20 protein-coding genes are annotated in these 21,564 nt (G+C 72.4%); 15 read left to right on the forward strand and 5 right to left on the reverse strand.

All coding sequences use genetic code 11. From position 1 onward, the window contains the following. Positions 1-55: 55 nt before the first annotated feature. Positions 56-2,020, reverse strand: a complete 1,965-nt coding sequence (locus WME75_RS22870) for a sigma 54-interacting transcriptional regulator (protein ID WP_437494512.1) — start codon at positions 2,018-2,020, stop codon at positions 56-58. Between the two features lie 177 nt (positions 2,021-2,197). Here WME75_RS22870 and WME75_RS22875 point away from each other — a divergent pair, with 177 nt between their 5' ends. The 12 genes from WME75_RS22875 (at position 2,198) to WME75_RS22930 (ending at position 13,894) form a co-directional block, all read left to right on the forward strand. Continuing rightward, positions 2,198-2,512 carry an Mpo1-like protein gene (locus WME75_RS22875; protein ID WP_437494514.1) on the forward strand — a complete coding sequence of 105 codons (315 nt, stop codon included), beginning with the start codon at positions 2,198-2,200 and terminating at the stop codon, positions 2,510-2,512. Positions 2,513-2,870: 358 nt separating this feature from the next. After that, positions 2,871-3,719, forward strand: a complete 849-nt coding sequence (locus WME75_RS22880) for an SDR family NAD(P)-dependent oxidoreductase (protein WP_437494516.1) — start codon at positions 2,871-2,873, stop codon at positions 3,717-3,719. A gap of 425 nt (positions 3,720-4,144) precedes the next feature. After that, complete coding sequence (locus WME75_RS22885) at positions 4,145-5,728, forward strand: HAD-IG family 5'-nucleotidase (protein WP_437494517.1); 1,584 nt, start codon at positions 4,145-4,147, stop codon at positions 5,726-5,728. Positions 5,729-5,786: 58 nt separating this feature from the next. After that, positions 5,787-6,107 carry a hypothetical protein gene (locus tag WME75_RS22890; RefSeq protein ID WP_437494519.1) on the forward strand — a complete coding sequence of 107 codons (321 nt, stop codon included), beginning with the start codon at positions 5,787-5,789 and terminating at the stop codon, positions 6,105-6,107. A 109-nt stretch (positions 6,108-6,216) separates the two neighbouring features. Beyond that, positions 6,217-7,440: a tRNA pseudouridine(13) synthase TruD gene (gene truD, locus WME75_RS22895; RefSeq protein ID WP_437494521.1), complete on the forward strand. Its 1,224-nt coding sequence runs from the start codon at positions 6,217-6,219 to the stop codon at positions 7,438-7,440. A 60-nt stretch (positions 7,441-7,500) separates the two neighbouring features. Next, positions 7,501-8,265: a MotA/TolQ/ExbB proton channel family protein gene (locus WME75_RS22900; protein WP_437494523.1), complete on the forward strand. Its 765-nt coding sequence runs from the start codon at positions 7,501-7,503 to the stop codon at positions 8,263-8,265. Then, positions 8,265-8,756: an ExbD/TolR family protein gene (locus WME75_RS22905; RefSeq protein WP_437494525.1), complete on the forward strand. Its 492-nt coding sequence runs from the start codon at positions 8,265-8,267 to the stop codon at positions 8,754-8,756. The genes WME75_RS22900 and WME75_RS22905 overlap by 1 nt, the downstream gene beginning before the upstream one ends. A 19-nt stretch (positions 8,757-8,775) precedes the next feature. Continuing rightward, positions 8,776-9,798 carry an energy transducer TonB gene (locus WME75_RS22910; protein ID WP_437494526.1) on the forward strand — a complete coding sequence of 341 codons (1,023 nt, stop codon included), beginning with the start codon at positions 8,776-8,778 and terminating at the stop codon, positions 9,796-9,798. 74 nt (positions 9,799-9,872) lie between these two features. Next, complete coding sequence (locus WME75_RS22915) at positions 9,873-10,340, forward strand: cyclic nucleotide-binding domain-containing protein (protein WP_437494528.1); 468 nt, start codon at positions 9,873-9,875, stop codon at positions 10,338-10,340. A 115-nt stretch (positions 10,341-10,455) separates the two neighbouring features. Further along, entirely contained in the window at positions 10,456-11,139 is a 684-nt protein-coding gene (locus WME75_RS22920) for a hypothetical protein (RefSeq protein WP_437494530.1), read from the forward strand. 293 nt (positions 11,140-11,432) lie between these two features. Next, positions 11,433-12,875: an amidophosphoribosyltransferase gene (gene purF / locus WME75_RS22925; protein ID WP_437494532.1), complete on the forward strand. Its 1,443-nt coding sequence runs from the start codon at positions 11,433-11,435 to the stop codon at positions 12,873-12,875. A 32-nt stretch (positions 12,876-12,907) separates the two neighbouring features. Beyond that, on the forward strand, positions 12,908-13,894 hold the full coding sequence (locus WME75_RS22930; protein ID WP_437494534.1) for a hydroxymethylglutaryl-CoA lyase: 987 nt from the start codon (positions 12,908-12,910) through the stop codon (positions 13,892-13,894). A 63-nt stretch (positions 13,895-13,957) separates the two neighbouring features. On the opposite strand, the gene WME75_RS22935 is transcribed toward WME75_RS22930, so the two are convergent. Beyond that, positions 13,958-15,637 carry a putative metal-binding motif-containing protein gene (locus WME75_RS22935; RefSeq protein WP_437494536.1) on the reverse strand — a complete coding sequence of 560 codons (1,680 nt, stop codon included), beginning with the start codon at positions 15,635-15,637 and terminating at the stop codon, positions 13,958-13,960. Then, positions 15,628-16,170, reverse strand: a complete 543-nt coding sequence (locus WME75_RS22940) for a hypothetical protein (RefSeq protein WP_437494538.1) — start codon at positions 16,168-16,170, stop codon at positions 15,628-15,630. The genes WME75_RS22935 and WME75_RS22940 overlap by 10 nt, the downstream gene beginning before the upstream one ends. A 145-nt stretch (positions 16,171-16,315) precedes the next feature. Here WME75_RS22940 and WME75_RS22945 point away from each other — a divergent pair, with 145 nt between their 5' ends. Beyond that, complete coding sequence (locus WME75_RS22945; protein WP_437494539.1) at positions 16,316-17,296, forward strand: lamin tail domain-containing protein; 981 nt, start codon at positions 16,316-16,318, stop codon at positions 17,294-17,296. A 78-nt stretch (positions 17,297-17,374) separates the two neighbouring features. Here WME75_RS22945 and WME75_RS22950 read toward each other — a convergent pair whose 3' ends face one another. Then, positions 17,375-18,175, reverse strand: coding sequence for a peptidylprolyl isomerase (locus WME75_RS22950; RefSeq protein WP_437494541.1), 801 nt, complete (start codon positions 18,173-18,175; stop codon positions 17,375-17,377). 66 nt (positions 18,176-18,241) lie between these two features. Between WME75_RS22950 and WME75_RS22955 the strand changes: the two genes are divergently transcribed. Then, on the forward strand, positions 18,242-18,961 hold the full coding sequence (locus tag WME75_RS22955; protein WP_437494543.1) for a DUF192 domain-containing protein: 720 nt from the start codon (positions 18,242-18,244) through the stop codon (positions 18,959-18,961). Positions 18,962-19,010: 49 nt separating this feature from the next. On the opposite strand, the gene WME75_RS22960 is transcribed toward WME75_RS22955, so the two are convergent. Further along, positions 19,011-19,856, reverse strand: a complete 846-nt coding sequence (locus WME75_RS22960; protein ID WP_437494545.1) for an MBL fold metallo-hydrolase — start codon at positions 19,854-19,856, stop codon at positions 19,011-19,013. A 138-nt stretch (positions 19,857-19,994) separates the two neighbouring features. On the opposite strand from WME75_RS22960, the gene WME75_RS22965 reads away from it, so the two are divergent. Next, the gene (locus WME75_RS22965; protein WP_437494547.1) at positions 19,995-21,518 is read left to right on the forward strand and encodes a hypothetical protein; all 1,524 of its coding nucleotides are present in this window, start codon (positions 19,995-19,997) and stop codon (positions 21,516-21,518) included. Positions 21,519-21,564: the final 46 nt, after the last annotated feature.

Genomic DNA, 21,564 nt, shown 5'->3' on the forward strand with positions numbered 1-21,564 from the left:
CGCCGGAGCGGCGCAGACGTCCGGCCGCCCCTGGCCGGACGCCCTTCGGGCGGCGCTACCGGGCGACGCCGTACCCGAGCTTCTTGATGCCGTAGACCTTGATCTTGTGCTGCAGCGTCCGCAGCGGCAGCTCGAGGCGCCGCGCCGCGTCCGTCTGGTTCCAGTCGGACGCGCGCAGCGCCTCCAGCAGGAGATCGGCCTCGATCTGCTCCAGGCGCGTCTTGAGGCCGCCCGCCGCGGAGGCCGCCGACGACGCCGGCTCGGACGCGCGCGAGGGCAGCGGCTCGGACGGGCGCTGGGACAGGGCCGGCATGCCGGCCTCGGACGAGCGCGAGGGGTCGTGGGCGCGCGACGTCGCGGGCGGCGAGCTGGGCGAGGTCACCGCCACGCGGATCCGCTCCGGGAGGTCGCGCGCCATGATCGCCTCGCCCTCCGCGATCACCACCGCCCGCTCGATCGCGTTGCGGAGCTCGCGCACGTTGCCGGGCCACGGGTAGCTCTTCAGCAGGGCCAGCGCCTCGGAGGTGATCGACTGGACCCTGCTGAGGTTCGCCGCGTTCGCCTGCTGCAGGAAGCCCGCGGCGAGCGTCGCGATGTCGTCGCGGCGCGCGCGGAGCGGCGGGATGTTCAGCGTCATCGCGTTCAGCCGGTAGAGCAGATCGAGCCGGAACGTGCCGGCGTCGCACATCGCGTCGAGGTCGCGGTGCGTCGCCGCGATCACGCGGACGTCGACCTCGATCTCCTTTGTCGCGCCGACGCGCGTCACCCGCTTTGTCTCGAGCACGCGCAGGAGCGCGGCCTGCGCGGCGGCGGGCAGCTCGCCGATCTCGTCGAGCAGGACCGTGCCGCCGGCGGCCGCCTCGAAGACGCCCTTCTGCTGCTGGCTCGCCCCGGTGAAGGCGCCGCGCTCGTGGCCGAAGAGGGTGCTCTCGATGAGCATCGCGGGGATCGCCCCGCAGTTCACGCAGATGAGCGGCTCGCCGCGGCGCGGGCTGCGGTCGTGGATGAACCTCACGAGCACCTCCTTGCCCGTCCCGGTCTCGCCGCGCAGGAGCACCGGGATCGAGGAGCGCGCGGCCCGCAGCGCCACCTCGACGAGCGATCGCATGAGCGGGCTCTTGGTGGAGAGGACGTGGCCGTCGGCCTCCCACTGGCTCTCGGGCACCGCGCCCGCGGCGCCCTCCTCCTCGGGCGGCCGGGCGCCTTCGACCTTCGGCGCGACGTAGAGCAGCGCGCCCTCCGGGGCCGCGAGGTGCACGGGCGCCGCGGGGCTCGCGCTCCGCGACGCCTCGTGGCTGACCTCGATGAGCTTGTCGGTGGAGGTCGCGGCGTCGGGGAACACGGCGACCCCCGACACAAGCATGGGCTCGCCCTCGCGGCGCGCGACGATCGCCTTCGCGAGCTCCTCCGCGAGCTCGGGCGTGACCTCGGGGAGCAGGATCTCGAGGGTGTCGGCGCTGTAGAACGCGACGCGATCGACGGGCCGCAGCGCCTCGCGCACGCGGAGCCCCCAGTGGCGGAGGTGGCTCGCCTGCGCGCCGAGCGAGCGGACCACGACGAGCGCGAACTTCCGGCTGAAGAACCTGGACCGCACGATCTCGGCCTGCAGGGCGACGCGGAGCGCGTCGGAGCCCTCCAGGCCGAACGGCGGCAGCTCGCCGCCGGCGAGCACGTGCACCGACGCGACGATGCCGCCGAGCAGCACCTCGTCCCCGGCCTTGACCACGCCGTTCTCGACCCGCTGCCCCGAGATGCGCGTCCCGTTGCGCGAGCCGAGGTCCTCGACCACGACCTCGCCGCCCACGAGGGTGAAGCGCGCGTGCCGGCGCGAGATGCTCCTGTCCCGGATCACGACGTCGGCCGGGGGTTCCCTGCCGACGACGACGCCGACGCCGGGGCTCATCGGGGCCATCTCGACGCCGTCATGATGGTAGACGAGCAGGAGAACACGCCGCTTCTCCGAGCGCGCGCCCTGAATGAGCTCCCCTGTCTTGAATGACAGCGGTGCAGTCGTCGCCATGGGACCGGTTCTGTGACCGCTCACGTTGCCCAACTACGCCTCATTGCTCCAAGCGGCAACCGGGAAGCAACGGCACCGCCGGTCTTCGACGAAAGCGCGCCGGGACGTTCGGTCTGCCGCATGCCGGCGCCCCCGCGCCCCGCGCCCCGCGGGGCGGCAGCGTGGTAAGATGGGCGCATGCTCCGTCTCAACGCCGAATGGACAGAGGTGCTCCGCCGGTACAAGGAAGACCACCAGGATCCGCGCAACCAGGCGTGTCACAAGGTCGGCATACCGCTGATCGTCGCGAGCTTCCCCGTGGGCGCGACCCTCATCGGCCTCCCGCTCGCGGCCGCGATGTTCACGACGGGCTGGGGCTTCCAGTTCGCGGGTCACTACTTCGAGGGGAAGAAGCCGTCGTTCGTGGACGACAAACGGAGCCTGATCGTCGGCGTGCTCTGGTGTCTCGAGAAATATGGCCTGCGCGTCTTCGAGGAGACGCCCGCCCCCTGAGGCGCCGCACCCGCCTAGGCCATCTCTGCCGTCCCACGTGCACGGCTATGACGCGGACACACCCGACCCGCAGCCAAGGAAAATGTGGAATTACCCACATCACGCCCCTGCTGCGATGCATAATGCTCGCTTGACGTGATGCATGCAGGGTCGTACCTGTGTCGCGGGCGGGGGGCGACGACTCTTCTTCTTCGGGGTTTCCGGCGGGCACCGCGCCGTCTCGGCGCTTCGGCGTGTGCCCGCTGCCTGCTCCTGTCGCCGACAAGCTCCCGGAGCGTCGTTACCGGCCCGCCGCCGCAGCGATGAGATGGACGAGGACGGCGAGACGAGGAGACGGGAGATGGGGAGTGCGCAAAGCATGAGGGGGAAGGTCGCCGTGATCACCGGGGGCACCTCGGGGATCGGGCTCGCGACGGCATCTGCGCTGGCGCGGCAGGGCGCCCGGGTGACCGTGCTCTGCCGCAGGACCGGCTCCGAGGGCGCGAGGAAGCTCGCCGCGCTGAAGGTGCAGGGCGAGGTCAGCCTCGTCGAGTGCGATCTCGGCCGGCTCGCGTCGGTGCGCGCCGCGGCCAGGCAGGTGGCTGACCGGTGCGGGGTCGTTCACCTGCTCGTGAACAACGCGGGGGTGTTCCTGCGCGAGCGCGCGGAGTCCGCCGACGGCCTCGAGATGACGTTCCAGGTGAACTACCTGTCGCATTTCCTGCTGTCGAACCTGCTGCTCGGCCGGCTCAAGGCCGCGCGCGACGCGCGCGTGGTCAACCTTGTCGCGCCGGTGGACGGCATCCGGCTCGATTTCGACGACCTCATGTCGAAGCGCTCCTACTCGTTCCTCGCCGCGTCCGCGCGGTCGAAGCTCGCGCTCGTGCTCGCGGCGCACCGGCTCTCGGAGGCGCTCTCGGGCACGGGGGCCCAGGTGCTCTGCTACTATCCCGGGCTCGTGCGGTCGGGGCTCTTCGAGGGGAGCTCTCGCGTCCTCAAGACGCTGATCGACGTCGTGGGCGCGACCCCGACGCAGGCCGCCGCGAACCTCCTCGCGATCCTGGCCGACGCGTCGCCCACGGAGGGCCCCGCCTTCTTCGAGCGGACCCGGGTGAGGCCCCTCAAGGGGATGGCGACGGACGCCGAGGCGGCCGCGCGGCTCTGGGAGATGAGCTCGCGGCTCGTCGGCCTCACCCGGGCGGACGTCATCGGAGCCGCCGCTTCTTGAGGTCCGCCGCGAGCGACGACCGCGCGCGCCCGACCTCCCTGGCGCTCGCCGAGCGCGCCCCGCGCGGCCGCCTCGCTCCATCGTGACGTGGGCACTGGACGGGAGGCTTGCGGGAGACCGGCCCGGGCGCTGCGAGGAGCATCGAACGAGGTGCCCGTCGGCGACGGATGGGGGTCCGCCTCCGCGATCGCACAAGACGGGAGGGGCGCGCACCATGGCGCAGCTTTCGGGCGCCGCGCCCGCGCGACCGCGGCGCGCCTCCACGCGCGGGGGGTGGCGCCGCGTCGGACGGCGGATCCGGCGGAGGGCGCCCGGGGACGCACCGCGCGCGGCGCGCGGTGTGCGGCGTGCGGCGTGCGGCGTGCGCGTCGATGCTGCGCTGCGACGCGTCCGTCGAGATAGGGCTCTTGGTATGCCTCGTGGGCGTGGGATACGATAGTCGACCCACTGTGTTCTTCGAGCAGCTCGATCTCCCCCTCGGAGGGCTCCATCCCCAGACCGAGCCCACGCGCATCCCGCGGACCCGGCGCGTCTTCGTCAACCGCAACCTCAAGCTTGCGGGGGTCGACTGGGTCGGCTTCGACATGGACTACACCCTGGCGATCTACGACCAGACCGAGATGGACAACCTCTCGATCCAGGGGACCGTCACGAAGCTCGCCGCGCGCGGCTACCCCGAGGATCTCCTGCGGCACCTCCGCTACCCGATCCACTTCCCGATCCGCGGCCTGCTGATCGACAAGCGCTTCGGCCACGTGCTCAAGATGGACCGGTTCAAGGTGGTCCAGCGCGGGTACCACGGCCTGCGCGAGCTCACGAAGGACGAGCTCCGGTCGCTCTACCAGCACCGCAAGATCCGGCCGAACACGGCCCGCTATCACTGGATCGACACGCTGTACGCGCTGAGCGAGGCCACGCTCTACGCCGGCATCGTCGACGCCCTCGAGGGGCGCGGCGTCCCGCTCGACTACGCGCGGCTCTTCACCGACATCCGCGAGTGCATCGACGAGGCGCACCGCGACGGCACCATCCTCGACGTCGTGCTCTCGGACCTGCCGCGCTTCGTCCAGCGCGACCCGAACCTGGCGCAGACGCTCCACAAGTTCCGCTCGGCGGGCAAGAAGCTCTTCCTGCTGACGAACTCGCGCTGGCCGTTCACCGAGAAGATGATGACGTACCTGCTCGGGGACGCGATGCCCGAGTACCCGAGCTTCCGGCACTACTTCGACGTCCTGGTGGTCGCCGCGCAGAAGCCCGCGTTCTTCCAGGAGCGCCGCCCGCTCCTCATCCGCGACGGCGCCGAGGTCCGCCCCGCCACGGCGCCGCTCGAGCGCGGCGCCGTCTACGAGGGGGGCAACCTCCACGACTTCGAGAAGTTCCTGAACATCTCCGGCGATCGCGTCCTCTACGTGGGCGATCACATCTACGGCGACATCCTCCGCTCCAAGAAGGAGAGCGCGTGGCGCACGGCGATGATCATCCAGGAGATGGAAGCCGAGGTCGCCGCCCACGAGTCGTGCCGGCGCGAGCACATGGAGAGCGCGCTGCTCGAGGGGCGCCGCGAGGAGCTCGAGGACCAGCTCCGCTTCTACCAGCAGCGCTACAAGGACCTCACCCGCAAGATCGAGGAGGAGCAGCAGAAGAAGAACGGCGCGACCCACGGGGGCGGAGGCCCGCTGCTCGCGGGGGCGGCCGGCGGCCACGTCCAGATCGACTACGCGACGTCGTTCTACGAGGCCGAGCGGGGCCGCACGAAGCGCGCGGTCGAGCGCATCCGCGGCCAGCTCCGGACCGTCGACGCCGAGGTCGGCAAGCTGGAGCGCGAGATCGCCCGCCGCTTTCACCCCTACTGGGGCTCGCTGCTCAAGGAGGCGAACGAGACGTCCAGCTTCGGCGATCAGGTCGAGGAGTACGCGTGCATCTACACGTCGCGCGTCTCCAACCTGCTCGCCTACTCGCCGCTGCAGTACTTCCGGAGCCCGCGCGATCTGATGCCGCACGAGCTCTGATCGCCAAGGCCCACCGCACCTCCGCGCCCGCGCGCGGGCGCCGCTCCCGGAGATCGCCATGCGCATCGCCAGCCTCCGCCCGCTGATCCTCGCGCTCGTCTCCCCCGCCCTCCTCCTCTCGGCCGGCTGCGGCAAGCGGGCGTGCTTTCACTGGACCGAGCTCGAGGGAGCATGCCCGTCCAGCGAGGACGCGTACGTGTTCTTCCAGAACCCCGGTTGCCTGAGCTCGATCGAGTCCATCGACAGCGAGGCGGATTTCGACGGTGAGCTCTGCTGCTACGACGTCACCACGGTCGACACGGGCGACGAGGAGTGCGCGACCGTGCAGAGGCCCACGCCCGGCGGCGGCGGCGTCGGCGGCGTCTCCGGGCCCAGGTAGCCCCCGCGCGCGCGCGTTCGCCGCTGGACGCCGGGGTGCGCGGCGCGCGACAACCACGCGCGCGTTCGCCGCTGGACGCCGGGACGATTTCGGTCACGCTGGCGCTCCCATGACAACCACCGTCCCGCCCGTCGCGGACCTCGCGGCCGCGGGCTCGCCCGGCGACCTTCCCACGGCCGTGCTCCGGAGCTCGCCGGCGGACTTCGTCGTCGAAGAGCTCCCGGCCTACGCGGCGAGCGGCCGCGGCGAGCACGTGTTCGTGACCTTCCGCAAGACGGGGCGCACCACGCCCGACGCGGTGCGGGCCATCGCGCTCGCGCTCGGGGCCGACCCGGGCAGCACCGGCTTCGCCGGCATGAAGGACCGGCACGCGATCACCACGCAGACCGCCTCGATCCAGCTCCCGCTCGCGCGCGATCCCGCGCCCCTGCTCGAGCAGGCCGAGCTGCCCGGGATCGAGATCCTCGCCGTCGCCCGCCACGACAACAAGCTCAAGCCGGGGCACCTGCTCGGCAACCGGTTCCGGATCGCGCTCCGCGGCATCGCCCCCGCGGCGCTCCCGCTCGCCGAGCGCCGCCTCGCCGAGATCGGCCGCGCCGGCATTCCGAACGCGTTCGGCCCGCAGCGGTTCGGGAGGAACGGCGACAACCCCGAGCGCGCGCTCGCGTGGCTCGCGGGCCGGGAGCGCGGACCCCGCGACCGGCGCGAGCAGCGGCTGCTGTTCTCGGCGCTCCAGTCGCGCTGGTTCAACGAGGTGCTCGCGCGCCGCGAGGCGGACGGCACCTGGAGCACCGTGCTCCCCGGCGATCTCGCCAAGAAGCGCGACACCGGCGGGCTGTTCCTCGTGCCCCTCGAGGGCCCGGAGGTCGCGGACGCCGAGGCGCGCGCCGCCGCGCTCGCGATCTCGGCGACGGGCCCGATGTTCGGCCGGAAAATGCGCTGGCCCGAGGGCGCCCCGGGCGCGCTGGAGCTCGAGGTGCTCACGGCGGCGATCGGCGACCCGCACAGGCTCGACGCGTTCGCCCACGCCGGGGAAGGCACGCGGCGCCCGCTGCGGCTGGAGGTGGACGGCCTGGAGGTGTCCGCCGCCTGGGAGCCGGCGGTGGGCGCCGGCGCGCCTCAGCCCGCGGGCGATCCGGGCGCAGAGCAAGGAATCGTCGTCTCGTTTGTGCTACCGAAGGGCGGCTACGCGACCACCGTCCTTGGGCGAGTCTTTCGGCTCGTCGACGCCTCCGCCCCCCAGCCCTCCGTCGGCAGGCCGGGGGCGGCGGGCGCCCCCGCTCCGGAGGAGGAGGACGCAGTCGAGGAAGGGCAGCCCGGCGCCGACCCGTAGGTCCTCTCGAAGCGCGGCTCCCCCCCCACCCCACCCATCGGAAAGGCACCAAGGAACAAGATGAACCTCGTCGAGTGGCTGCAGCGCATCATGGTCGGCTTCGGGGCCGCCTGGGTCATGTGGCTGATGATCGTCCTCAGCGTCGTCTCGGTCGCCATCATCCTGGAGCGCGCCTGGTTCTTCTGGTCGCTCCGCGACGACCTCGCCGTCCTCGCGCGGGATCTCCGGACCTCCCTCGACGATTCGATCGAGGCGGCGCGCAGGCGGATGGACGCATCGCCCTCGGCCGAGGCCGCGGTCGTCTCGGCCGGCCTCGCGGTGGCGCATCAGGGCCCCGACGCGGCCGAGGAGGCGATGGCCGGCGCCGCGGCGCTCCAGCGCATGAAGCTGGAGCGGCGCCTCGCCTACCTGGGCACGCTCGGCAACAACGCGCCGTTCATCGGGCTGTTCGGCACCGTCATCGGCGTCGTCGGCGCCTTCGACGCGCTCGGCCAGGCGGCGAAGGCGCCGGTCGCGCAGGCCGCGTCGCAGTCCATGGCGCCGCAGGCGGTCATGTCGAGCATCGCCGAGGCGCTCGTCGCGACCGCGGTCGGCCTCGCGGTCGCCATCCCGGCCGTCGCGGCGAACAACTTCTTCCAGCGGATGATCAAGTCGACGCTGGCCAACACCGAGGCGCTCACGCGGGTCCTGCTCGCGCACCTCAAGATCGACCCGGCGTTCGCCGGGGCCGCGCCCGCCGCCGCCCCCGAGCCGCGCGGCAAGGCCGCGAGGGCGCCGCGTCAGGACGAGAGCAAGAAGAGCGGCGCGGGCGAGGAGGAGCGCTGATGGCCGGCACGAGCCGCAACGACGATGACGACATGATCAGCGGCATCAACGTCACGCCGCTCGTCGACATCACCCTCGTGCTCCTCATCATCTTCATGGTCACCGCGAAGATCATCGTCTCGCAGTCGCTCCCGCTCGACCTGCCGAAGGCGGCGCAGGGGCAGGAGGTGCAGCTCATCTTCGGGCTCGAGCTGCACGCGAACGGCGACACGCTCGCGGACGGCAAGAAGCTCGCGGGCGAGGACGCCATCCTGCCGATCGCGCGCGAGGCCCAGGCGAAGAACCCGGAGCTCCGCGCCGTGATCCGCGCCGACACGACGGTCCCGCACGGCCGGGTGATCCGCGCGCTCGATCTGCTGAAGCAGGCGGGCGTCTCCAAGATCGCGTTCGGCGTGACGCCGATCGCGCCCGAGCCCGGCGCGGCGCCCGGCGCCCCGGCCGCGCCTCCCCCGGCCGCCCCCGCGCCGGCAACACCGAGCCCCGCGCCCTGAGCGCGCCGAGCGAGAGCTTATGAGCCAGGCCACGAGCGATCGCGCCGCGGGGGCGCTTCACGACGGGCGCCGCCGAGACAAGCGCGGCGGCGCCGACCCCGGGGGCGCCAAGGGACCCCCGACCGCGCTCGCCGCGCCGGCCCCGGGTCGCGCCGGCGACCGGCGGCGCGCCGCGGATCCGCTCGCCGCGGTGCTGGCGCTCGGCGACCGCGCCTCGCGCGTGGGCGCCGTCCTCGGGGTCACGCTGGCGCTCACCAGCCACAGCGCGGCCTCGGCCCGGGCGATCGTCTCGGGGTCGCTGCGCGACATGCGGCAGGTGGTCGAGGAGATGCGCGTCGGCATCCACGACTACCTCTGGGCGATCTATGAGGTCGACCTCACGCCGCCGAAGGCCGAGGAGCCCAAGCCGCCCGAGCCCGAGCCGCCGGCGCCCGAGCCCGAGCCCGAGCCGGTCCCGACGGTCGCGCCGCCTCCGCAGGCGAACACGCCGCCGCCCAACGACGACCCCTACGAGCCGCCCCCCGCCGCCGCCGAGGCGGCGAAGGTCCTCACGCGCGAGCCGGATCCGGACGAGGTCCTCGACATGACCGATCGCGGGATCGCGAGCGGCGAGGGCCAGGGCGTCGGCTACGGCCAGGTGGCCGGCGCGGGCACGGCGAAGTCCCCCACCTTCAACCCGAACGCCAAGGTCGGGGGCGTCGTCGGCGGCAAGGGCACGGGCGATCCGGTCCCGCCGCCTCCGGCCGCCGCCGGCCCGGACCGCTCGGCCCCGCCCGGCCTGGTCGGCAGCAGCAACTGGAACTGTCCTTTCCCTCCGGAGGCCGACGTCGACCAGATCGATCAGGCGAAGGTCGTCCTCATGATCACGGTGCGACCCGACGGCAGCCCGCTGTCGGTCAAGGTCGTCCGTGATCCCGGACACGGTTTCGGTCGCTCCGCGCGCATGTGCGCGCTCAGCCGGCGCTACACCCCCGGCAAGGATCGCGCGGGATCGCCGATCGCCGCCACGACGCCGCCCATCACGGTGACGTTCACGCGCTAGGGTCTCACCGCGAGCTGCCTGAAAATTCGCTCTGCAGCCGGCGCCTCGGTTATTCTCCGCGGCAGCTTGTGATCGTGCCCGAACGGATCGAGCAGCTCTCCAAGGTCCCCCTGTTCAAGGGCCTCACCCCGGCCGCGCTCGAGCTCATCTCGCGCGTCGCGAGCGAGGAGACGCACGCCCTCGGCACCAAGATCTTCCAGCACGGGGATCCGGGCGACAAGCTCTACATCCTGCTCGACGGCAAGGTCCGGATCAGCCGCGAGATCGCCGGGATCGGCGAGGAAGCGCTCGCGGTGCTCGGCCCTGGCGCGGTGTTCGGCGAGATGGCGTTGCTCGACGAGGCCCCCCGCTCCGCCGACGCGCGCGTCCACGAGCGCTGCCGGCTGCTCACCGTGTCGAAGGACGCGTTCGAGGATCTGCTCTTCCTGCACAAAGAGCTCGCGTACGAGGTCCTCTGGAACGTCGTCCGGATGCTCGTCCAGCGGCTCCGCGAGACAAACAACAAGCTCACGTTCCTCTCTGTCTCGGGCAAATTCGAGTAGAGTGCGCCCGATCGCCCGGCGACCGTGGGGGCGCGCCCAGGCGGCGCGCCCTGCTGCACGGGGAGCCGCGCTCTGCTCACGATCAACGTTCCTTTGGAGGAGTATGGCAGCCAGGATGAAGCACGCAGCGCTCGCCCTCGCGCTCTGGATGGGCGCCTTCGCAGGAGCCTGTGGCTCCGCCACGCCGCCGCCCGAGACGGCGGCCGACAAGGACGACTTCGACGGAGAGTCGAGCCCGGGCGAGGGCGACGCGACCGCCGGCGCAGAGGGCGAGAAGCCCGCGAAGCCGGAGAAGACGGCGGAGGCCGACAAGGGCGAGGAGGACGAGGCGCCCGCCAAGTCGACGCCGCTCCAGACGACCAAGTTCGAGGCCGATCTGAAGAAGATCGGGATCAACCTCAAGAAGATCCCCGCGCTCGAGAAGCTCCCGGCCGCGCAGAAGAAGAAGGTGATGCCGCTGCTCCAGAAGGCGCTCGGCTTCGACACCTGCGAGGGCTGCCACGCCGAGGGCGACTTCAAGAAAGAGACGCGGGACATGAAGGTCGCCCGCGAGATGTGGCGCAATTTCGTGATGCCGCTCCGCAGCGAGGGCGGCGGCACCCTCTTCTGCGACAGCTGTCACGCAGGGAACGAGCACGTCCTGAACCGCAAGGACAAGAAGGCCCTGCAGACGTTCATGGAGGAGGAGTACCAATACAAGCTCTCGCGCGCGAGCAAGGAGGACATGGAGTGCGGCACGTGCCACGGCGACGCCATGGAAACAAAGATCATCGAGAAGCTCTGGAACATCCCGAAATAGCGGGAGTTGCCCGGTTTCCCTGACACGCCTTCCTCGTCCAGCACCGGCGTCCCTGACGCGCCGTCCTCGTCCAGCAGCAAAATACCGAGGGATCTCGCGACCCTGGCGCCCCGCGCCGCCGCCGGATCGTTAGCCTGCTTACGTTTCAGGCGCGATCGGTCTGCGGGCCTGCCCGCGCCCTGATCTCGCACAAGCATCCGCCCAGAGCTCGGCGCCGGCGCTCGGCCGCCTCATCATGACGACAGATCGCCATGATGGTGGGTCATGCCCCGTTTTCGTACTAGATAGGCGGCATGTGCGGTGTGTTCGGAATCTTTGGCCACCCCGAGGCGGCCAACATGGCCTACCTCGGGTTGCACGCGCTCCAGCATCGAGGGCAGGAATCTGCGGGTATCGTCAGCAGCGACGGGGAGCGCCTCTTCGGCCACCGCGCCATGGGGCGGGTGCAGTCCGGCTTCACCCCGTCCGATCTCGCGGCGCTGCCCGGCGATCACGCCATCGGCCACGTCCGCTACTCGACCGCGGGCGGCTCGCACCTGAAGAACGCGCAGCCGCTCGGCGTCGACTACGCGCGCGGCTCGCTCGCGGTCGCGCACAACGGCAACCTCACGAACCACGAGGCCCTGCGCGAGCGGCTCGAGGCGCGCGGCTCGATCTACCAGACCGCGAGCGACACCGAGTCGATCGTCCACCTCATCGCGATGAGCAAGAAGGAAGAGCTCCGCGACCGCATCGCGGAGGCGCTGAAGCAGGTGGAGGGCGCGTACTCGCTGCTCTTCCTGACGGAGCGCGAGCTCGTCGCCGTGCGCGACCCGCGCGCCATCCGGCCGCTCTGCCTGGGCGAGATGCCGATGAGCGACGGCGGCGTTGCCCCCGTGGTCGCGAGCGAGTCGACGGCGTTCGACCTCATCGGCGCCCGCAAGGTGCGCGACGTCGCCCCGGGCGAGATGCTGATCATCAACGCGGACGGGGTCCGCTCCGAGTTCCCCTTCGCGCCCGAGCCGCGCAAGCTCTGCATCTTCGAGCACGTCTACTTCGCCCGCCCCGACTCGACGATCCAGGGCGTGAGCGTCTACGAGGTCCGCAAGGCGTTCGGCCGGCGCCTGGCCATCGAGCAGCCGGTCGAGCCCGACGACAACCTCGTCGTGATCCCCGTGCCCGACTCGGGCGTGCCGGCGGCGATCGGCTTCGCCGACCGCGCGCGCGCGCCCTTCGAGATGGGCCTCATCCGCAGCCACTACGTCGGCCGCACGTTCATCGAGCCGCAGCAGTCGATCCGGCACTTCGGCGTCCGGCTCAAGCTCAACCCGAACCGGGCGGTGATCCAGGGCAAGCGGGTCGTCGTCGTCGACGACTCGATCGTCCGCGGCACGACGAGCCGGAAGATCGTCAAGATGATCCGCGACGCAGGCGCCCGCGAGGTGCACGTCCGCATCTCGAGCCCGCCCACGCGCTGGCCCTGCTACTACGGCGTCGACACGCCGACGCGATCGGAGCTCATCGCCTCGAGCCACTCCGTGGACGAGATCCGCAGCTACCTGACGGCCGACAGCGTCGGGTACCTGTCGCTGGAGGGCATGGTCGAGAGCGTGAGGTCGATCGAGGAGCGCGAGGGCGACGCCACCACCGCGCGGCCGTCGGCGGACAGCTACTGCCACGCGTGCTTCTCCGGCAACTACCCGATCCCCTTCACGCCGGCCGCGCCGAACAAGCAGCTCCGGATGGTGAGTGGTTGACGCTGCCGCGCTCTGGCGCTGAGGGTCTGCCGATGACCGAGGGCACCGCCGAGCACTCGAGCGCGGATCGCGCCGCCGCCGCCCCGCCGCTCTTCGCCCGCGTCGCCGACGAGGTCTCGATCTACGAGGTGAGCCCGCGGGACGGGCTCCAGAACGAGGCGGCGATGATCTCGCTCGAGGGCAAGCGGCGGCTCATCGCGGCGCTCGTCGCCGCCGGCCTCCGCCGGATCGAGATCACGAGCTTCGTCTCGCCGAAGTGGGTCCCGCAGCTCGCCGACGCCGAGGAGCTCGCGAGGACGCTCTCGGCCGAGCCTGGCGTGACCTTCAGCGCCCTGTGCCCGAACGCGCGCGGCCTCGAGCGCGCGCTCGCGGTGGGCCTGGGCGAGATCGCCGTCTTCCTGAGCGCGAGCGAGGCGCACAACCGCGCCAACATCAACAAGTCGATCGACGACACGCTCTCGGTGTTCTCGGAGATCGTCCCTCCGGCGCGCGAGGCGGGCGTCGCCGTGCGCGCCTACGTCTCGACCGTGTGGGGCTGCCCGTACGAGGGCGACGTCGATCCCGCCCGCGTCGTGCGCATCGCGGAGCGCCTCATCGAGCTCGGGTGCTACCAGGTCTCGCTCGGCGACACGATCGGCATCGGCACGCCGCGGCAGACGCATGACATCGTCCGCCGCTTCCTGGACGCGATGCCGCCCGAGCGGTTCGCGCTCCACCTGCACGACACGCGGGGCACGGCGCTCGCGAACATCCTGATCGGCCTGGAGCTCGGCGTGCGCGACTTCGACGCGTCGGTGGCGGGCGTGGGTGGCTGCCCGTACGCGCCGGGCGCGGCCGGCAACATGGCGACCGAGGATCTCGTGTTCATGCTCCACGGGATGGGCGTCCGGACCGGCGTCGATCTCGACAAGCTCATCGAGGCGGGCAACGTCGCCGAGCAGGTCATCGGCCGCCCGCTGCCGGGCAAGGTCCACCGCGCCGGCCCCTTCCGGCTGCGCCGCCTGCCGACCCGGGGCTGAGCGCGGCACCGGACCGACGCCGCGCTCGGCCGCGAGGCCGGCACGCGCTCGGCCGCGGGGCCGTCAGTCGCCCGCGATGCAGGCGAGCCGGGTGAAGAAGACGTGGTGCTCGCCGCCCTCGCGATCGTCGCGGAAGAGGATGCCCACGTCGCCCTCCGGCCCGAACGTCGCGACCGGGCCGATGCTGTCGCGGCGCGCGAAGGTGAGCCGCTGCTCGGCGCTGATCGGCGCGAGCGCCGCGTTCACCGTGACCGCGTAGAGCTCGTAGCCGTCGTTCTGATCGCGATCGTCCGAGTAGATCGCGAGCAGCCGATCGCCGAGCGGGCGCAGGAACGGATACCGGGAGCGGAACGACCCAGGGTTCGAGATGGCCGTGGGCTGCGCGAGGATCTCACCGTCCTCCGAGACCGCGGCGGCATAGATGCCCTTGGGGCTCGCCGACTTGTCGTACCACGCGATGACGTAGCGGTCGCGGTTCCACACCACCGTCGGATAGACCGCGTCGGTCTCGCCGCTCGTGAGCGTGACGACCTCCGAGGTCGGCTCGAGCTCGGCGTCGAACGTCCGGAACTGGATGAGGTGGGTGACCGCGTCGCCCGTGGACCACGCGACGCCGATGCCGCCCTGGCCCGCCGCCGCGGCGGGCGCCTCGTTCGGCAAGCCGAGCGATGCGTCGGTGAGCTGGACGTTGTCGCCGATCAGGTTGCCGTCGATGTCGATGCGCTGGGCGAACAGGTCGAAGGTGCCGTTGCGTTCGTCCTGCCAGACGGGGATGAACTCCGCGTCGTTCCACGTGAGCGCGACGTTGACCGAGAAGCCGGGGGCGTTCGTGAGCCGCCGATCGCCGCCCTCCACCTTCTCGCCGCTCTCGTCGAGCAGGGAAAAGTACACCTCGTAGTCGCCGTCGCGCCGGTCCTGCCAGGCGGCGCCGTACCGATCGCCGACCCACACGATCGGCCCGCCGGAGGCGTCGCCGTTCTTCGGCGTGATGATCTCCTCGCCCGGCGCGAGCGGCTCTCCGTCGGCGCTGATCATCGAGCGGTACAGGTTGAAGCCCCGCGCGGTCCCGGTGTAGAGCGCCGCATACGAGGTCCCGCTCCAGGCGAGGCCGCCGGAGCCGGCCGGCGCGATGTCGCCCGAGATGCGGGTCGCGTCGGCGTCGCGCGGCACGAAGCGCGCCCCGTTGTCGACCGTGCCGTCACAGTCGTTGTCGACCCCGTCGCAGATCTCCTGCCCGCCGGGGAAGGCCGCGGCGCTCGAGTCGTCGCAGTCGTCGCCGCACGCGAGCGGTTCGCCGGGGATCGTGCCGGGCAGCGGCGCGCGGAAGCCGTCGCCGTCGATGTCGAGCGTCGACGGCCCGTAGCTGCACGCCCCGGTCGCGCGCTCGCAGGTGTCGCTGGTGCACGGGTCGTCGTCGTCGCAGTCGACCGGCGTCAGCGCGACGCACGTCCCGCCGCGCCGGCTCGCCGCGCCGCCCGGCGCGCCCTCGGGGGAGGGCGCCGCGCCGCCGTCGGGCTGCCCCGCCTCGAAGAGCTGACAGACCACCGGCTCGCAGAGGTCCTTGGCCCCGGGGCAGTCGGCGTCCACCTCGCACTCCGGCGCGGGCGGCGGGATGTTCAGCCCCGTCCGCGCCCCGCACCCCCCCGAGAGCGCGGCGCCGCCGGAGGCGATCCCGAGCAGGACCAGCGCCAGGGCCAACCTCCGATGCGCGAGCTGATCCACGGAGCGCTTCGTCACAGGCATCCGCCGATCCCCTCGACGTCGATCGGCTCGCACACGAGCCCCGGACCGCAGTTGTCGTCGCCGCTGAGCGCGCAGAGCCCCACGCACTGCGTGCCCGAGCCGGTCACGACACAGGCGAACCCGGCGCCGCACCCGTCCCAGCACGGATCGCCCTGCCCGCCGGAGCCGGCCGGCGCGCAAAAGGCGCCGTAGATTTCTTGCCCGCACGGCTCGTCCGGATACTGCACGAAGATGAAGCACCCCTCTCCGGGGGCGCAAAAGCCGCTCGACTGATCGTAGGGATCGCACTCGAAATCCGTGAGCGGCGGCCCCGTGTCGGGACAGCCGGGGTCCTCGTACTCCTCGAGCGGGTCCGTTCCCGCGCCCGCGCCGCCTCCCCCGACCCCCGGGACGGGGGGCGCGCCGGCCTGGCCACCCCCGCCGTCCGCGGATGGATCATCGACGATGACTGTCTGTCCGCAACCGACGGCGAGGCCCAGCCCAGGGAGCGGTACGCAGAGAAGTGTCAGGAAGAGCGAGAAGCAGCGTCGCATGGCGTCATGCTATCGATTCCTCGCGCGCCCGCCACGCCTTTGGCAGAGCGAGCAGCGTCCTGACGGGATCGCGAGAGGTGGATCCTTTCCCCCAGGCTGCAATCCCACTTGCCTGTTGGCCAGCGCTCTGATGTATCTCTCAACAATGCACAAGCGCAACCTGCTCAGTATCGCACTCCTCGCGGCTTCCCCTCTGACGCTCGCTCACCTCATGGCTTGCGGCGGCGACGACGACGCGACCGGAGGAGGCGGGGCGAGCTCTTCCAGCACCACCTCGAGCAGCACGGGCGAAGGCGGCGGCGGCGGTGAGGCCGGCGGCGGCGGCAGCGGCGGCGCGGGTGGCGGCGGCGGCGCGGGCGGCGGAGACGGCGGCGGCGGCGGCGCGGTCCCCGGGGAGCCCGCAGGCCACCTGCTGATCTCGGAGGTCGTCGTCCGGCCTGGAGCGGCCGAGTTCATCGAGATCTGGAACCCCACCGAGGCCGCGGTCGACCTCACCAACTACTACCTTTCGGACAACACCGTTTATTATGCCCTCGCCGAGGGTGAACCCTGGGCGCCCGTCGGCAGCGCAGGGACGGACTTCCTCGTCCAGTTCCCTCCCGGGACCATGATCAACCCAGGGGCACACCTCGTGCTCGCGAGCGACGAGGGGTTCGAGCTCGAGTTCGATCGGTGCGCCGATTTCGCGCTTGACGAGACGGCCATCCCCTGCGGGGGGGGCGACGTGCCGCCCATGCTCGCGCCAACGAACGGCGCCCTCGGGGCGCAAGCCGGCGGGCTGCTCACCGACAGTGGGGAGATGGTGATCCTCTTCGAGTGGGACGGGACGGAAGGCAGCCCGCTCAAGGACGTCGACTACGTCATCTGGGGTGAGGAGCTGGGGAACTCGGCGATGGCCTACAAGACAGGGAAGAGGGGCTATGCCGACGACACCGCGCGCAACAGCCAGCGGCCCGCCGCGGCCCCCGGCGACGGGGAGAGCCTCGTCCGCTGTGACGATCGCGAGATCGGCGAGCTCCTGACCGAAGGCAACGGTATCAGCGGGCACGACGAGACGAGCGAGTGGCTCGACGTCAGCTTCATCGCGTCCTCGCCGTCGCCCGGCGAGGCGAGCGACTGCCAGTAGCCACCTCCCTGCCGAGCTCGGCCCCTCGCCGCGCGGCGGCGGGAGCGCGAGCTCGGCGCGCCGAGCGCCGGGACGCGGTCACTGCCGGGTGATCGTCACCTTCTTGATGACTGGCGGGTTGGCCGGGCGTTCGCCCTTGACCTCGACGCTGGCGAGCTTGTGGACGAGCTCCTCGGGCCCGCACTCACCGAAGATCGTGTAGCCGTTGTCGAGGTGGAACGCCGCGGCGTCGGTGATGAAGAACTGCGCGGAGTTCGTGTTCTTGCCGCGGTTCGCCATGCACAGGAGGCCCGCGCGGTCGTGGCTACCGTCCTCCCAGACCTCGTCGGGGATCACGTAGCCGGCCTCGCCGGTGCCGTTCTTCTTCGCGTCGCCGCCCTGGATCATGAATCCCTTGATGACGCGGTGGAAGATCGTCCCGTCGTAGGCGGGCTTCTTCTCCCAGGCGCCCTCGGGCGTCTTCCAGGGCCTGATCCCGCGCGCCAGGCCGACGAAGTTGGCCACCGTGATCGGCGCCTTGTCGTCGAACAGCTTGCAGGACAGCGTGCCGAGATCGGTCTCGATCGACGCGGTCAGCGCCTTGCCCGCCGGGAGCCCCTTGGTGGCGTCCTCGAGCGTCCACTTGCCCTTCACCGGGTCGTCCTCGCTGGGCTTGACCTCGGCGACCGGCTTCGCGGTGACCTTGCGCCGCTGCGGCGTGGGGCGCTCCTTCTCTGTCTTCTCCGTCTTGCCTCCGGCCAGCCCCGTCGACGCCGGCGTCGTCGTCTTCGGCTTCGGCGATTCTTCGGCCGTGGGCTCCGGGGTCTTCGAACATCCGGCGAGGATCGCCAGCGCGGCGAGCGTGGCGACGGACTGAATGGCGAGGGGTCGAGCGATCATCGGGCAACGATTTCGCGCGTCGCGGTCCAGCGGTCAAGGACGAGCGGCGCCGTGGTAGGAAGCGCCATGAGCTCGCGCTGCGCCCTCGCGACCCGTCCGTCCTCGCTCGCCTCGCTCGCCTCGCTCGCCCCGCTCGCCCCGCTCGCTCCCGTCCTGGGCGCGCTGCTGCTCGCGGTCGCCCTCGGCGCGTGCGAGCGCCGCGTCGACGAGCCGCTCCCGGCCACGCCCCGCGGCGACGCGGTCGACGTCCCCGCCCACGACGTCGCGCCGCCCCCGGCCGGGACGCCGCCCGCCGTGGCCGAGGCGCCGGGCGCCGGCCGCTGCATCGACGCGACCCCGCCAACGCCGGCGCGACCGCCCCCGAAGGCCGGCCCGGATCCGGCGTGCCCCGACGACCCGACCGGCCCGTTCCAGCTCGCGACCGGCAAGGTGATGTTCCTCGAGGCCAAGGCCCCCGACGTGCTCGTCGAGATCGCGCGGAAGGAGCAAGAGCGCGCCCGCGGGCTCATGTACAGAAAGAGCATGGCGGAGAACCGCGGGATGCTCTTCGTCTTCCAGCAGCGGAGAAATCACTCGTTCTGGATGCACAACACCTGCATCCCGCTCGACATGCTGTTCATCGACAGCGATGGAACGATCGTCGGTATCGAGGAGAACACCCCGACGCTCAACGACTCGAACTTCGACGTCGCCTGTCCCTCGACGTACGTCCTCGAGCTGAACGCCGGCTGGGCGCGGCGCAACGGCGTCGTCGCGGGCCAGAAGGTCCGGCTCGAGGGGATCTGACGCTCGCCCGGCGCGGGACCTCGCGACGTCCCCCGGCCGGCGCGCCGCGCTACATCCCCGGAAACAGGCCGAGCTGGCGCGGGGGGGCCGGCGCGCCGAGCGCCGAGCGCGCCGCGCCGGGCGGCGGGGCCGGCGGCGCCGTGTCGAGGACGAGCGGCCCCCGCGGCGGCGCGGCGAGGAGGCGCGTGCGCCTGCCGAGGAGCGCGTCGCGGGCGGCGTCGAGCGCGAGATCCGGGCGGTTGTTGACCTCGGAGAGGTGCATCAGCGCGACCGTGTGCGTGCCGCCGGGCAGCGCCGCGAGCAGCGCGCACGCCTGCGCGTTCGCCAGGTGGCCCCGCGCCGAGCGGATCCTGCGCTTGAGGTGCTGCGGGTAGGGGCCGGCCTCGAGCAGGTCGGCGTCGTAGTTCGACTCGAGCATCAGCACATCGCAGCCGGCGACGTGCTCCAGGAGCCCCGGCGGGACCTCCCCGAGATCGGTCACGAGCGCGGCCCGCCGCGCGCCGTCGTCGACGACGAGCGCGACCTGCGCCGCGTCGTGCGGCAGCGGCCTCGGCGAGAAGGTGAGCGCGCCGATCGCGAACGGCTCGCGCGGCGAGAAGCTCCGGACGCGCGCCGGGTCGCCGAGCTCCGCGGCGCGCGCGGTCGCCTCCGAGGCGTAGATCGGGATCTTGTGCTTCTTGTTGTATTTGGCGGCCACGCCGACGTGGTCGGCGTGCGCGTGCGTGATCACGATCGCGTCGGGCGCCCAGCCGAGCGCGCCGCCCGCGCCCGCCGCCGAGAGGCACTGCTCGAGCACCCGGGGCCCGACGCCCGCGTCCACGAGGACCCGCGTGCCCCGGGAGGCGAACAGCGTGGCGTTGCCTCCGCTCCCGCTCGCGATGATGGTGATCTTCATACCGGGCTCCGCGGAACGGGAACGACGACGGGCGGCTCCTGTGACCCGTAGCGCAGCCGAGGGCCCGGCCGCAAGCGCGCTGGCGCCGCGCGAAGCGCTCGCGAGCGCGCTGAAACGACGCTACAGGAATTCCACTTCGTGGTGCCCTCCTCTTGCCCCTCCCCTGACCCCGACGCGGTGGCGCCGCTCGCCGCGCCGCGTGCCCCCGGCGACAGCGACGGCGCGCCGCGTGCCCCCGGCGACAGCGACGGCGCGCCGCGTGCCCCCGGCGACAGCGACGGCGCGCCGCGTGCCCCCGGCGACAGCGGCCCGGGTGACAGCGGCGGTGCGCCGCGTGCCCCCGGCGACAGCGGCCCGGGTGACAGCGGCGGCGCGCCGCGCGGCAAGCGGCGCCGCCGCGCCGTGATCGCGGCGCTCGTCGTCGTCGTCGCGGTCGTCGCGGCGGCCGTCGCCGCGCTCCTCGTGCTCGGTCCGCCCGCGCTCCGCCGGCACATCGTCGCCGAGGCCCGCGCGCGCGGCGTCGCGCTGGATCCGGGCGCGATCGACGTCGGCCTCCACGCGGTCCGCCTGCGCGACGCGCGCTTCTCGCTGCTCGGGGTGCGCGGCCTCTCGGGCACGGTGGCGCGCACCACGATCGCGCTGCGCGAGCTCGCGCCCGCGGGGATCACGGCGGACGGGGTCGAGCTCACCCTCGTGGGGGTCGACGCCCTGGAGGGCCTGCCAGCCTGGGTCGCGCAGCACGGCCCGCGCGCGTCGGCGTTGCCGCTCACCACGGGCCGCGTCCGCCTCGGTCTACGGGATCGCGACGGGGGGCCGGAGGTGCTCGCGCTGACGGATGCCTCCCTCCTGCGGCGCGCGGCCGGCTCGGTCCAGGGCGCCGCAGCGCCGCCGCCGGGCGCGCCGCGGCCGGAGGTCGGCGTCCTGAAGCAGGCGCGCGTGCTGGTCGCCGGCAAGGAGGTGGCGCGCACCGACATCGCCTGGTCGATCGGCGCAACCTCCATCGCCCTGGGCTTCGGCGGCGAGGACGTCCCCTCCGCGCCGCTCCGGGCCGAGCTCCGGCCGCTGCCCTCGCCGAGCGCCTCGATCGAGCTCGCGCCGACGCCGCTCTCCGCCCTGGGCGCGCTCCTTGGCGTGGACGTCGGCGCCTCGACGATGGTCGTCTCCGGCACGTTCGAGCTGCGGCTCGCGGCCGGGGCGGATCGGACGGCCCTGTCCGAGGCGCCGCTCGAGGGCCCGATCGCGCTCACGGTGAAGGGCTTCACCCTGCCCCACCCCAGGGAGCTCGACGGGCTCCTCTTCGGCGACACCACCACCGTCAAGGCGGACGCACACATCTCGGGCGACCGCCGGCGCATCGCGCTGAGCGCGGTGGAGGTCGCCGCCGGGGCGCTGAAGCTCAAAGGCACGGGGGCGATCCAGCGCGAAGGCACGGACGCCGCGATCGGGATGGATCTATCTGGATCCATCCCGTGCTCTCTGCTGGCCGGTTCTGCCGCGATGTCGCACCTGACCGGCGCCGTGGGTCTGCTCGCGCGCGACCTGGCGAGCCGCGCGCTCGCGGGCTCGGTGGCGGTCCAGGTTCGCGTCGACGCGCGCGCGAGCCGGTTGACCGCCGCGCGTGTCACCCCGAGCGCGATCCTCCGCTGCAAGATCCGCCTCTAGCGCGGCGCTCTGCAGCGTCTGGCACGGCGGTACAGCGAACTGAAGG

It is taken from the genome of Sorangium sp. So ce1014, from assembly GCF_051521505.1.
GTDB lineage: Bacteria > Myxococcota_A > Polyangia > Polyangiales > Polyangiaceae > Sorangium.

Excerpts from the sequence above, each read along its gene's own strand:
- WME75_RS22870 (WP_437494512.1), bottom strand. The coding sequence starts at position 2,020 with ATGGCGACGACTGCACCGCTGTCATTCAAGACAGGGGAGCTCATTCAG.
- WME75_RS22875 (WP_437494514.1), top strand. The coding sequence starts at position 2,198 with ATGCTCCGTCTCAACGCCGAATGGACAGAGGTGCTCCGCCGGTACAAG.
- WME75_RS22880 (WP_437494516.1), top strand. The coding sequence starts at position 2,871 with ATGAGGGGGAAGGTCGCCGTGATCACCGGGGGCACCTCGGGGATCGGG.
- WME75_RS22890 (WP_437494519.1), top strand. The coding sequence starts at position 5,787 with ATGCGCATCGCCAGCCTCCGCCCGCTGATCCTCGCGCTCGTCTCCCCC.
- truD (WP_437494521.1), top strand. The coding sequence starts at position 6,217 with ATGACAACCACCGTCCCGCCCGTCGCGGACCTCGCGGCCGCGGGCTCG.
- WME75_RS22900 (WP_437494523.1), top strand. The coding sequence starts at position 7,501 with ATGAACCTCGTCGAGTGGCTGCAGCGCATCATGGTCGGCTTCGGGGCC.
- WME75_RS22905 (WP_437494525.1), top strand. The coding sequence starts at position 8,265 with ATGGCCGGCACGAGCCGCAACGACGATGACGACATGATCAGCGGCATC.
- WME75_RS22910 (WP_437494526.1), top strand. The coding sequence starts at position 8,776 with ATGAGCCAGGCCACGAGCGATCGCGCCGCGGGGGCGCTTCACGACGGG.
- WME75_RS22920 (WP_437494530.1), top strand. The coding sequence starts at position 10,456 with ATGAAGCACGCAGCGCTCGCCCTCGCGCTCTGGATGGGCGCCTTCGCA.
- purF (WP_437494532.1), top strand. The coding sequence starts at position 11,433 with ATGTGCGGTGTGTTCGGAATCTTTGGCCACCCCGAGGCGGCCAACATG.
- WME75_RS22930 (WP_437494534.1), top strand. The coding sequence starts at position 12,908 with ATGACCGAGGGCACCGCCGAGCACTCGAGCGCGGATCGCGCCGCCGCC.
- WME75_RS22935 (WP_437494536.1), bottom strand. The coding sequence starts at position 15,637 with ATGCCTGTGACGAAGCGCTCCGTGGATCAGCTCGCGCATCGGAGGTTG.
- WME75_RS22940 (WP_437494538.1), bottom strand. The coding sequence starts at position 16,170 with ATGCGACGCTGCTTCTCGCTCTTCCTGACACTTCTCTGCGTACCGCTC.
- WME75_RS22945 (WP_437494539.1), top strand. The coding sequence starts at position 16,316 with ATGCACAAGCGCAACCTGCTCAGTATCGCACTCCTCGCGGCTTCCCCT.
- WME75_RS22950 (WP_437494541.1), bottom strand. The coding sequence starts at position 18,175 with ATGATCGCTCGACCCCTCGCCATTCAGTCCGTCGCCACGCTCGCCGCG.
- WME75_RS22955 (WP_437494543.1), top strand. The coding sequence starts at position 18,242 with ATGAGCTCGCGCTGCGCCCTCGCGACCCGTCCGTCCTCGCTCGCCTCG.
- WME75_RS22960 (WP_437494545.1), bottom strand. The coding sequence starts at position 19,856 with ATGAAGATCACCATCATCGCGAGCGGGAGCGGAGGCAACGCCACGCTG.